This is a genomic window from Campylobacter sp. FU_520, from assembly GCF_025772385.1.
Taxonomy (GTDB): Bacteria; Campylobacterota; Campylobacteria; order Campylobacterales; family Campylobacteraceae; genus Campylobacter_D; species Campylobacter_D lari_C.
Window position 1 is genome coordinate 105,011 of record NZ_JAKMRZ010000004.1, and the last position, 11,346, is coordinate 116,356.

Consider the following 11,346-nt stretch of genomic DNA (forward strand, 5'->3'; position numbering starts at 1 on the left):
TTATATTGTTTTTTCCTTACAAAATTGTAAGAAAAATTAAGTAAAATACAAATTTATGTTTAAATTTTAGAAGGCTTTAAATTATCATGAAAAAAATTTTCATATCTTTACTTATATCCATAAAACTTTTTGCTATTTCAAGTGTTGAAGAACTTTCTTGGGAAAATGGCAAAACTTTACTTGATTTTTTACAAGATCATTCTATACCACTTAATTTATATTATAATCTTGATACCGAAGATAAAGAACTAAGCGCAGAAATTGCAAGTGGTATTAAATACCAAATGCTAAAAGACGAGCAAGGTGAACTTGAGCAAGTTTTAATCCCAATTAGTGATGATTTACAAATTCATATTTACAAAAATAATGAAAACAAATTCGTATTAAGTTTTACTCCTATTTCTTACACTAAAGAAAAAAGAACTATTCGCGTAGCTATTAACAACTCAGCTTATCAAGATGTCTATGATGAAAGTGGTAGCGTAACCTTAGCAAGAGCCATGGTAAGAGCTTTTAAAAATAGTGTTAATTTTAAAAATGTCAGAAAAGGCGATAGTGTAGTATTAATTTATGAGCAAAAAAGAAGATTAGGAAGACTTTTTGGCGACATTAACATCCAAGCAGCTTTAGCTAACATTAGAGGTAAAGAATATTCTGTGTTTTTATATAAAGATTCTTATTACAATGCTCAAGGAAAAGAGCTTGAAAATTTCTTTTTAACCAAACCTGTTAAATACACAAGAATTTCAGATCGCTTTACTAGAGCAAGATATCATCCTATCTTAAAACGCTATAGAGCGCATTTAGGTATTGACTATGCGGCTCCAACAGGTACTCCGGTTAAAAGTGCAGGAGATGGGACGATTAGCTTTGTTGGAACAAAAGGTGGTTATGGTAAGGTTGTACAAGTAAAACATGTATCAGGTTATATGACTTTATATGCTCATCTTAGTCGTTTTGCAAAAATCAAACGTGGTCAAAAAGTCAAACAAGGCCAAGTGATTGCTTATGTAGGCTCTACTGGTATGAGTACTGGGCCACATTTGCATTTTGGACTTTATCTAAATAACAAAGCAATTAATCCTGAAACCATAGTAAAAATTCCAAAATCAAGCCTAAGCGGTAAAAACAAAGAAGAATTTTTAAAAATGGCAAAAGAGTATGAAAATCGCTTGCAAAGCATTGATGAAAACTATAAAAATCCACCAAAAGAACAAAATATAGAAAATTCTATGGAGCTTTGAAATGATGAATGATTTTTTAGAAGCACAAGAACTTTTAAAAAATATTTCCAAAGATCAAAGCACCTATGAAACCAATGAAGCCCTAAAGACTATCAAAAGATACAATGAAGAACTTTATTTACAAACTCTTAAATCTTTTGATACTTACACACTTGCAAATGTAGCTACTATAACACCTGAACATATCTTAGAAGATATTTTAGAACACTTAAGCATTATAAAGATTGCAAAAGCGGTAGAAGAGCTTGAAAGTGATGATGCAACAGATTTGATTAAGCGTTTTGAAGAGCTAAATCTACAAAAAACTTTAGCCATTTTAAACCGCTTAAGTTCCGAAGATAAAGAAGAAATTTTACGCCTTAAAAATTATGATGAAAATACCGCTGGTGCTTATATGCAAACAGAAATTTTCACAGCTTCTATTGATGAGAGTATAGAAAAGGCTATTAAAAGATATAGAATTTTAAAACACTCAGGACAAGTGGATCAAATTTTTCAAGTTTATATCATAGATAATCAAGGAAAGCTTTGTAATGCTATCAACTTAAGCGATCTTTTGATTTGGGATTTTAAACTAAGTTTTGCAGATATTATTAAAAATAATAACGAAAAATATAAATGTTATAGCATTAAAGATCATGAAGATATACAAAAGGCTATTGATATAGTAGAAGATTATGATTTGAGTGTTTTAGCGGTTGTAAATGATGATGAAGTGCTTTTAGGTAGAATTACCTATGATGATATCCATGATTTAATCCAAGAAAATGCAACAGAACAAATTTATAACTTAGCCGGAGTTGATGAAGACGCCGAAGAAGAAAGTGCTTTTAAAGCAGCTAAAGCTAGAGCTTTTTGGCTTATGATCAATCTTACTACTTCATTAATCTCAGCTAATATTATCAGTCTTTTTTCAGGCGAAATAGAACAACTTGTAGCCCTAGCAGTTCTTATGCCTATCGTAGCTTCTATGGGAGGCAATACAGGCTCACAAGCTTTAGCAGTAACGGTTAGAAAACTTTCACTCAATGAAGTAGAATTTAAAGACGCTAAAAAAGTTATATTAAGAGAGAGTGGAATTTCTTTATTAAATGGGCTTATATTTGCTAGCATTATGAGCATTATAGCCTTTATATGGTTTAAAACAGCTCTTTTAGGACTTGTTATAGCCTTATCAATGCTAATTAATCTAGCATTAGCAGGCTTTGTGGGTTCTTTTGTACCATTAACTTTGAAAAAATTTAAAATCGATCCTGCGGTAGGATCAAGTGTAGTGATTACTGCAATTACCGATGGTTTGGGATTTTTTAGTTTTTTACTTTTAGCAAAAATGATTTTATTATAAAAAAGGGAAATTATGTCAAGCATTATATATAAAGATCAAGAAATAGAACTTATAGGAGATGAGCTAGAAGTTGGCGATAATGCTCCAAGAATAACTCTAAGAACTAAAAATCTTGCTCCAGTAGAAATAGCACCACCTGGAAAAACTCAAATTTTATTAACCTTTCCTAGTTTAGACACTCAAGTATGCTCTAAGCAAGCAAAAGAAACTAACAAAAAATTAGCTTCTATGAAAAATATCGAAGTTATTATTATTAGTATGGATTTACCTTTTGCTATGGATCGTTTTTGTGCTACTGAAGGGGTTGATGATATTATTGTAGCAAGTGATTTTGCTTTTAAAGATTTTGGTACTAATTATGGAGTTTTAATAGGCGATAGTGTGTTTGCAGGATTACTAGCAAGAGCAGCCTTTGTAGTCAAAGATGGAAAAATAGTGTATAAGCAACTCGTAGAAGAACTAATGGGAAAAATTGATTTTAAGGATTTAGAACTTTTTATGCATAAAAATTATGGTTACCCTTTGAATTAACCTTCAAAGTTTGTAACCACAAAATCTTCTTTTGGAGCTTCAATAAAGCATGATTTTTCTTTTAAAAAAAGCAAATCCACATGCCCTACAGGACCATTTCTATTTTTACCTATAATGAGTTCAGCCTTTTCTTGAACAGGATTTGGCATAAATTTTCTCTCATAAGTTTTGCCTTCATTTTTAGCTTTATTTTCTCTTTCTTTTTCTTCTTGCTCTCTATAAACCTCATCTCTATATACAAATAAAATCGTATCTGCATCTTGTTCTATAGCGCCACTTTCTCTTAAATCACTAAGCATAGGACGCTTATTTGCTCTACTTTCTAATGAACGATTTAATTGCGAAAGTGCCACTACTGGCATATTTAATTCTCTTGCTAAAAGCTTTAAACCTCTTGAAATTTCACTCACTTGTAAATGCCTATCATTAAAAGCTGAATTACTCATCATAAGACCGATGTAATCAACTACGCAAAGTTCAATACTCTCATCTTGAGCTTTGATTTTACGTAAAATCGAACGAATATCAGCTATACTAGCATAGCCACTGTCGTAAATATAAAGATTTTTTTGCGCATATTCATTGCAAGCATCACCCACCCTACTCCACTCATCATCGTTTAAATCTGCGATTAGAATTTTTTGCAAAGGAATGGAAGTTTTTGCGCTGATTAATCTTTGCATGATTTGTGTAGCAGGCATTTCTAGTGAAAACATCACAACACCTTTATTTTGTCTTAGTGTTTTTTCTATAAAATTAAGACAAATTGTAGTTTTTCCCATGCCAGGGCGTGCTGCGATGATTACAAGATCGCCAGGTTTAAAGCCTTTTGTCATTTTATTAAGCTCACTAAAACCTGTATCAAGTCCTAAAATATCTTTGTTTTCTGCTTCTTTTTGCTTTTTAAACTCATCCATAAGCTCAGACATTACCATAGTCATATCTTTAATACTATTACTATTTACACGGTTAGTAAGATTAAAAATCTCTTTGCCTATTTCATCTGAAATTTGAGAAATGCTTTTATCTTCATTAACCCTTGTAGGTATAGTATAAGCAAAATTTAAAAGTTGGCGTCTAATGGACTTTTCTCTTAGCTCATAAGCATATTTGCTCACATCCGCTATGGAAGTAGTGGCTAAAACTTCAGCTAAAATTTGTTCATCTACTTTTTTGTGTTTTCTTATAAAACTTGCACTTATAGGCTCGCCTGCATTCACACAAGCTAAAATAGCTTTGTAAATATCTTGATGAGCTTTGAGTGAAAAATCATTAATCTCAATATCTGAAGAAATGCTAAAAAAAGAATCCTCACTATATATGCAAGAACTTAAAATCGCCCTTTCAAGATCTAAATCAAAATGCTCATTATTTTGACTCATACATACTCCAAATTATAAATTTGCAAATAAATCAGTTGACAAATATCGCTCGGCTGTATCATTTAGCATAGTTAAGACTTTTTTATCGGGATTTTCTAAAGCAATTTTTCTAGCCATATATACATTTGCACCACTTGAAATTCCTGCCATTATGCCATTTTTACCAAGCTCTAAGGCTGTATTTATAGCATCTTCATTACTTACACAAACTATCTCATCTATAATTTTTTGATTTAAAATTTTAGGGATAAAATTTGCACCTATACCTTGAATTTTATGGCTTGCAGCGGTATTTTGGCTCAAAAGTGGCGAAGATGCAGGTTCTAAGGCTATGATTTTGACATTAGGATTGTGTTCTTTTAAAATTTCTCCCACTCCACTAATAGTCCCACCTGTACCAAAACCTGCTAAAAAAATATCAAGATCAGGCAAAGCTTTTAAAATTTCTAAGGCAGTATTTTTTCTATGTGCGTTTTTGTTGTTAATATTTTCAAATTGACTTACCATAAACGAATTTGGAATTTCACTCAAAAGCTCATTAGCTCTATCAAGCGCTCCTTGCATACCTTTGCTTGCCTGAGTAAGCTCTAGCTTTGCACCAAAAAAACTCATCATTTTTCTACGCTCAATACTCATAGACTCAGGCATAGCTATGATAAGTTTAAGCTTTAAGCTTGCACAAATCATTGCTAAAGCTATGCCGGTATTTCCACTTGTGGCTTCTATAATGGTTGTTTCTTGATTGATTTTACCTTCATTTAAAGCTTGTTTTATCATCTCCACGGCCGCTCTATCTTTTATAGAATGACTTGGATTAAAATACTCGCATTTAGCATAAAGATTTGGAGCAAATTCTTTTAAAGAAACAATCGGGGTATTACCTATACAATCTAAAATATTATTATAAACTGACATTGTTTTCCTTCTAATTTTTTAAAAACAATATCAAAAGAAAATTAATACTTAACTACGAAGAAAAACGCAAAAGTTTTTTAACTTTTGCGCAAAGAATTATTTTTTAGCTTTTTTAGCAGTTTTAGCAGCAGCAACTGCGTCTTTAAGGTTTTTACCTACTTTAAATTTAGCAACTTTAGTAGCAGGTACTTTGATAGTAGCACCAGTGCTTGGTACTCTAGCTTCTCTAGCAGCTCTTTCAGCTACAGAAAATGTACCAAAACCGATAAAGCTAATGCTATCACCTTTAGCTAATACATCAGTAATAGTAGCGATTACTGCATCAGTAGCTGCAGTTGCATCTTTTTTAGTTAGCCCAGCAGTTTGAGCAACTTGAGAAATAAAATCTGCTTTAGTCATAAAAAGCTCCTTGATTAAAAATGATTGTTAAGTTTAACACATTTATCAAGCTTTTGCAAGAGGTTTAAACCCAAATCGAAAATAAAAATATGTTAAAAAAATGTTTTTGCTAAATTTATTACCACTTCAGGCTTTAAATCTTTCATACATTTGTGGTGTTTTAAAGGGCAGACCTTTTGCATACAAGGCATACAAGCTAAATTTAAATGTGCTATTTTAGCATTTTCTTGCCAAGGCGAGGTTTGGCTGAATTTGGTCGAGCCAAAAACGGCCACCGTTTTTACCCTATAAACTGCACCTATATGCATAGGACCACTATCGTTTGTGATGAGTAAATCAAGCATAGAAATATTTTTACATAAAGTATAAATACTAGTTTTACCACAAAGATTTTTTGCCCTTATGCCTTCTTTTAAAAGATAATGTTCAATTTCATTACAAATTTCTCTCTCGCTTTCTACTCCAAAGATTAAAATTTGATGAGTTGGGCTAAATTCTTTTGCTACCCTTGCAAAATAACTCGCCTCCCATCTTTTCGCACTTCCAAAATGCGCACCTGGATTTATACCTAAAATTTTTTGAGTTGATTTTGCTTTTATAGGGAGTTTTAAAGAATTTGAAGTAGCTTTAAAATTTAAGGCTTTTTCTATGAAATTTAAGTATTTTAAGACTTGATGTTCTTCTTTTAGAATATTTTTATCAAAATAAAATCTTTTTTTTGCTTTGATTAGATTTAAAATGATCTTGCTTGAAAATGCCGAGCGAAACGAAAAAGCTAGATCAAATTTACCAAGGTTTTTTCTAACTTGTAAAATTTGCTTATATCTTTGCTTTTTATTTTCTACTAAAATTTGAGCATTTTCAAAGCATTTAAAAAGCTCTATACTCACAAAAGAACCATAAAAAGTAAATTTAGCTTGGGGATGTTTTTCTTTTATAGCATAAATAGCTGCACTAGCCATCACCGCATCGCCAAGCCAAGTAGGAAGGTTGATAAAAATATTCATGATTTTCCTTAAAAATAAAAGCTATAATTATATCAAAAAAATAAAGAGCTAAAATGAGCCAAATTTCCATCATATTACCAACTTATAATGTAGAAAAATATATAGCCAGAGCATTAGAAAGTTGTATTAACCAAAGCTTTAAAGATATAGAAATCATTGTAGTAGATGATTGTGGAAGTGATAAAAGTATAGATATAGCCAAAGAATATGCTAGTAAAGATGATAGGATAAAAATCATACATAATGAAGAGAATTTAGGAACTTTTGCTAGTAGAAATATAGGTGTATTAAATTCAAGTTCACCCTATATAATGTTTTTAGATCCTGATGATTATTTAGAACTTAATGCTTGTAAACTTGGGCTTGAAAAAATTAAAAATGTAGATATGGTAGTGTTTGATGCATATGTACATAGAGTGAAATTTAAGAAATTTTATAGATTTAAACAAGATGAGCTTTTTAATAAAGATGATTTTATGGAATTTTTACTTAAGCAAAAACATTTTTGCTGGAGTGTTTGGGCAAAAGTATATAGAAAAAATTTGATATTAAAAAGTTTTGAATATGTTGATTTCAAAGAAAGGCTTTACTATGGGGAGGATGTGCTTTTTAACTATATAAATTTTATAATTAGTGAAAGTTTTTTTATATCTCAAGAATGTATATATCATTACGAGTTTAATGAAAATGGTAGATATGAAAACAAAAATAAAGAAATTTTATGGCAAAATTACGAGCATAAAAAGCAAAGTTTAAAATGCATTAAAAAATTAGCTAATATTTTTTCACATAAACATTTTAATGAAAAAATATTAGAAGTTTTAGAGAAAGAAATTTTAGGGTTAGAGAGTAGAGTTTGGAAAAAGTAAAAGTTTTTATCATCAATCTAGAACGCTCAGAAGATAGAAAAAATTTTATGCAAAAACAGATTCAAAAACTCTTCACATATAATCCGAATTTAAAAAATCAACTAGAATTTAAATTTTTTAAAGCTATCGATGGTTCTAAAAATGAACATTTACAGTTTAAAAGCCACTTCCCATGGTGGTGTCAATTTGTACTTGGACGCGAACTTAGCGATAGTGAAAAATCATGCTTTGCATCTCATTATAGTTTATGGAAAAAATGCCAAGAACTTAATAACCCTATCATCATTTTAGAAGATGATGTTATTTTTAGTGATGAGCTTTTAAACAACTCAAATATCATTGAAAAATTACTAAATAGCAACTATGAATACATAAGATTTTATTACCTTTTTGATAAAAGAATACACCATTTAAATAACAATTTTTACATAAGCTACGAGAATACTGGTGGCACGCAAGGATATTTTATACACCCAAATGCTGCAAAAAAGTTTATTAAAAAGGCAAAATATTGGTTTAAGCCCGTAGATGATTATATGGATATGTATTATTATAATAAAATGCAAAACATCATCTATAAACCATTTTTACTTGACTTAAATCATGTAGAAACCACCATAACACAAAGAAAAAAGAAACTTAGCATACCATCTAAAATTATAAGAGAAATTGTAAGATTTTATTTTTACATTTTGAAATCTCTATCTAAAAATTAGCTTCAAAAAATATAATCTTTTGTATCATATTGTTCTTTTTTATCAAATTTCGAATAATCAAATTGATTTTTGAAAGATAGAATTTTCTCTTTTTCTAACAATTTAACATCAATATAACTTTTATACTTAAAAAAATCATTTTTCATAAAATCATCTACTGAAATCAATTCCACGTCATCAATAGTGTTATGTTTTCTTATTTTCTCACATGGAAAATGGTAATTTAATAATTCTGTATGAAATATCTTATACCTCTTTATGTTCATTTTTTCTAAATAATATATTTTTTTTCCTATAGTATCTCTATTTTCTTGCCAACGCAAATTAATATTCTTAATTAAAAACTGATCGTTTCCTACATTATTTAAACAACCAAATTTTGGAAATCTTCGTATATAAACATCATTGTTTTTATAAATAAAGTCCATTCTAGAATAAGCTACTAAGTCAAAATTATCTCTAGGAATATAAAAACTCTTATACAGTTTTTGTGCATCATAGATATGATCCACATCAATTTTCACTAACCATTCATTTTGAGGTATATATTTCATTAAAAAATTACAGTAATAATAAAATTTATTAATATCTTCCTTTGGATTATTAATATCGACATTGTAAGGGTATTTAATTGGTATGAAAGTCGGATACTGCTTGCAAAATTCCAAAATAATTTCTTCGCTACCATCTGTACAATCATTATATCCTATCACTCCTCTTTGTATAGCCGGTAAAATACTCTCCAATGAAGCTCTTAAAGTAATAGCTTCATTTTTCACTCTTATATACGCCCAAGGATTTAATGATGATTTTGGATTTTTTGATTCCAAATCAAAACTAAAAAAACCTTCATGTTTACCACTACACAATTTATTAATACCTATAAAATGCTCATTATTAACACTCTGTATTTTTTTCAGAATTCCACTAGGAATTTTACTATCAATATCATCAAAATATAATTGCTTTGGTCCTATAAAAAAATTTCTTATTTTTTTTCTATATTTTTTACTAAAACAAAAAAGACAAATCATTCTACTTAAAAAGAATTTTATATAATATATACTCATTAAAATCTCTTTCTTAAACAAGTTTTTTTCAAAAGCTTTCCTAGTGTAATTTTATGGCGTTTTTTGTGAAAATATTTTGGAATACACTCAAGACTTTTGAGATAAATATCATAAATATGTTTATATTTTGGAGAATTATTTATGTGATAGTTGATAAGTAATTTCAAAAAAGAGCTTTCGCCTTTATTTGGCAAAAGTAAACTCATAAATTCTTTCTTTCTAGTTTTAAAAATTTCTTGAAGATACTCTTCAGCTGCTTTTATTTTTCCTTGTTTCATTAAACAATCTACAATATATATTCTATACTTATCATTTTCATTGTCAAATTCTAACGCCATCTTTAAGTAACTTTCAAGAATTTCAAATTTTTCATTATTCTTCAATCCGCTTAAATATAAATGAAACAATGAGAATGCTTTTTGATCTGGATGCAATTTTAGCAAATTAAAATTTTTTTTCATTACATTATAAAATTCTTTTTTGCTAAATAATTCATAAGGATTAATATGTTGTCCATGTCCGGCAATTATAGACGATAATCTAGTTACAGCCGAATAAGTTCCATAAATTTTATCTGCTTTTGACATTAAAGTTATATCGTATATCAACATTTGAGTTGGTGTTAAAGAATCAAAATCTCTCAAATCATTGGCGAAGAAAATATTTTTGGATTTCACTATTCTTAATATTTCTTCTACAGAAGAAATATCATCTGTAAAGACAACTATTTTATTTCCCAAAGATAATTCTTTTTGTATTATCTCGATAGCTATTTCATATGGAGTTGCATGATATGTTGTACTAAGATTATACTTCCTGAAATTAGCATATGAATAGACTGTATCACCATTTCTAATATGTAATGCTATATAGTTTTCTATTTTTTCAGCTTGTTTTTTTGCGCTAGTTATGATATCAAAAATTTTCGGAGTAAAAACAATCTCATTTTCCCATATATATTTTGCCTGTTTTAAATAATCCTCTTTATCAACATCTTTCCAATAATACATCATCCAAAAAGGAGCCTCATAAAAGGTTTTATCTCCTTTTTTAATAAATTCTTCAAAATGCTTTAATCCATTTACACTTTCTTTATATACAGAAAAAATATCATTGATTTTTGATTGTTCAATACAATAAGCATTTATAAAATTTTGAGCAAATATATCTTCTTTAAGGTCTATATTAGTAGATATTATTTTTTGATTTGAAAAACTTTTATCAACTTGCAAATTCATTTCTGTTGCTACTAGCTTTTCAATAGATTCACTCCAAGTAAAACAAGGCTTAATATTGTTCCTTTTAGCTACATAAAAAGCACTTATCAGTCCTAAAAATCTAGTTCCATTACTATCTTCTCTATTTGAAATAATAAATTTTTCCATTTTACTCCAAAAATTTTTTAATATAATTATTGCTATAATTATAACATACTTTATTAAAGAGCTAAAATGAGTCAAATTTCCATCATACTACCAACTTATAATGTAGAAAAATATATAGCTAGAGCATTAGAAAGTTGTATAAATCAAACTTTTAAAGATATAGAAATCATTGTAGTAGATGATTGTGGAAGTGATAAAAGTATAGATATAGCCAAAGAATATGCTAGTAAAGATGATAGGATAAAAATCATACACAATGAAGAGAATTTAGGAACCTTTGCTAGTAGAAATATAGGTGTATTAAATGCAAAATCAGATTTTATAATGTTTTTAGATCCTGATGATTATTTAGAATATAATGCTTGTGAGCTTGGGTTTGAAAAAATCAAAAATGTAGATATGGTAGTGTTTAACTACAAAATAGAGCAAGAAAATAACACTTTGATAAATACCAATATTAAATTTAACAAACCACTAATAAAA

Annotated in this window: 12 protein-coding genes; 6 read left to right on the forward strand and 6 right to left on the reverse strand. The window is 28.9% G+C overall.

Annotation, left to right across the window (positions count from 1 at the left end; translation table 11 throughout):
* Positions 1–86: 86 nt before the first annotated feature.
* The 3 genes from L8W55_RS02605 to tpx are packed head-to-tail and all read left to right on the forward strand — an operon-like array spanning position 87 to position 3,120.
* On the forward strand, positions 87–1,244 hold the full coding sequence (locus tag L8W55_RS02605) for a peptidoglycan DD-metalloendopeptidase family protein (RefSeq protein ID WP_114640562.1): 1,158 nt from the start codon (positions 87–89) through the stop codon (positions 1,242–1,244).
* A gap of 1 nt (position 1,245) precedes the next feature.
* Complete coding sequence (mgtE, locus tag L8W55_RS02610) at positions 1,246–2,589, forward strand: magnesium transporter (RefSeq protein ID WP_263677194.1); 1,344 nt, start codon at positions 1,246–1,248, stop codon at positions 2,587–2,589.
* Positions 2,590–2,601: 12 nt separating this feature from the next.
* Positions 2,602–3,120, forward strand: a complete 519-nt coding sequence (gene tpx / locus L8W55_RS02615) for a thiol peroxidase (protein ID WP_263677196.1) — start codon at positions 2,602–2,604, stop codon at positions 3,118–3,120.
* Here tpx and L8W55_RS02620 read toward each other — a convergent pair.
* From L8W55_RS02620 to waaF, 4 genes are all read right to left on the reverse strand, one after another.
* A complete protein-coding gene (locus tag L8W55_RS02620; protein ID WP_087699265.1) occupies positions 3,117–4,502 on the reverse strand; it encodes a replicative DNA helicase in 1,386 nt (461 codons plus the stop codon). The two genes, tpx and L8W55_RS02620, sit on opposite strands and share 4 nt — an antisense overlap.
* Positions 4,503–4,514: 12 nt before the next feature.
* Positions 4,515–5,417, reverse strand: coding sequence for a cysteine synthase A (cysK, locus tag L8W55_RS02625; protein ID WP_263677197.1), 903 nt, complete (start codon positions 5,415–5,417; stop codon positions 4,515–4,517).
* Between the two features lie 96 nt (positions 5,418–5,513).
* Positions 5,514–5,816 carry an HU family DNA-binding protein gene (locus tag L8W55_RS02630; RefSeq protein WP_039619003.1) on the reverse strand — a complete coding sequence of 101 codons (303 nt, stop codon included), beginning with the start codon at positions 5,814–5,816 and terminating at the stop codon, positions 5,514–5,516.
* Positions 5,817–5,908: 92 nt separating this feature from the next.
* Entirely contained in the window at positions 5,909–6,823 is a 915-nt protein-coding gene (waaF, locus tag L8W55_RS02635; protein WP_263677198.1) for a lipopolysaccharide heptosyltransferase II, read from the reverse strand.
* A 53-nt stretch (positions 6,824–6,876) separates the two neighbouring features.
* Here waaF and L8W55_RS02640 point away from each other — a divergent pair, with 53 nt between their 5' ends.
* Both L8W55_RS02640 and L8W55_RS02645 read left to right on the forward strand, forming a co-directional pair.
* Positions 6,877–7,692, forward strand: a complete 816-nt coding sequence (locus L8W55_RS02640; RefSeq protein WP_263677199.1) for a glycosyltransferase family 2 protein — start codon at positions 6,877–6,879, stop codon at positions 7,690–7,692.
* On the forward strand, positions 7,680–8,408 hold the full coding sequence (locus L8W55_RS02645) for a glycosyltransferase family 25 protein (RefSeq protein WP_263677201.1): 729 nt from the start codon (positions 7,680–7,682) through the stop codon (positions 8,406–8,408). Before L8W55_RS02640 ends, L8W55_RS02645 begins: the two co-directional genes overlap by 13 nt.
* 2 nt (positions 8,409–8,410) lie before the next feature.
* Here L8W55_RS02645 and L8W55_RS02650 read toward each other — a convergent pair whose 3' ends face one another.
* Positions 8,411–9,484, reverse strand: a complete 1,074-nt coding sequence (locus L8W55_RS02650) for a hypothetical protein (protein ID WP_412175263.1) — start codon at positions 9,482–9,484, stop codon at positions 8,411–8,413.
* A complete protein-coding gene (locus L8W55_RS02655) occupies positions 9,478–10,863 on the reverse strand; it encodes a hypothetical protein (RefSeq protein WP_263677203.1) in 1,386 nt (461 codons plus the stop codon). Before L8W55_RS02655 ends, L8W55_RS02650 begins: the two co-directional genes overlap by 7 nt.
* Before the next feature lie 66 nt (positions 10,864–10,929).
* Between L8W55_RS02655 and L8W55_RS02660 the strand changes: the two genes are divergently transcribed.
* The coding region (locus L8W55_RS02660; protein ID WP_263677204.1) for a glycosyltransferase family 2 protein at positions 10,930–11,346 on the forward strand (417 nt) is incomplete at its 3' end.

Bases quoted from the DNA above. Each gene is read 5' to 3' on its own strand.
- L8W55_RS02605 (WP_114640562.1), top strand. From the start codon at position 87: ATGAAAAAAATTTTCATATCTTTACTTATATCCATAAAACTTTTTGCT.
- L8W55_RS02620 (WP_087699265.1), bottom strand. From the start codon at position 4,502: ATGAGTCAAAATAATGAGCATTTTGATTTAGATCTTGAAAGGGCGATT.
- L8W55_RS02630 (WP_039619003.1), bottom strand. From the start codon at position 5,816: ATGACTAAAGCAGATTTTATTTCTCAAGTTGCTCAAACTGCTGGGCTA.
- waaF (WP_263677198.1), bottom strand. From the start codon at position 6,823: ATGAATATTTTTATCAACCTTCCTACTTGGCTTGGCGATGCGGTGATG.
- L8W55_RS02640 (WP_263677199.1), top strand. From the start codon at position 6,877: ATGAGCCAAATTTCCATCATATTACCAACTTATAATGTAGAAAAATAT.
- mgtE (WP_263677194.1), top strand. From the start codon at position 1,246: ATGATGAATGATTTTTTAGAAGCACAAGAACTTTTAAAAAATATTTCC.
- cysK (WP_263677197.1), bottom strand. From the start codon at position 5,417: ATGTCAGTTTATAATAATATTTTAGATTGTATAGGTAATACCCCGATT.
- tpx (WP_263677196.1), top strand. From the start codon at position 2,602: ATGTCAAGCATTATATATAAAGATCAAGAAATAGAACTTATAGGAGAT.
- L8W55_RS02655 (WP_263677203.1), bottom strand. From the start codon at position 10,863: ATGGAAAAATTTATTATTTCAAATAGAGAAGATAGTAATGGAACTAGA.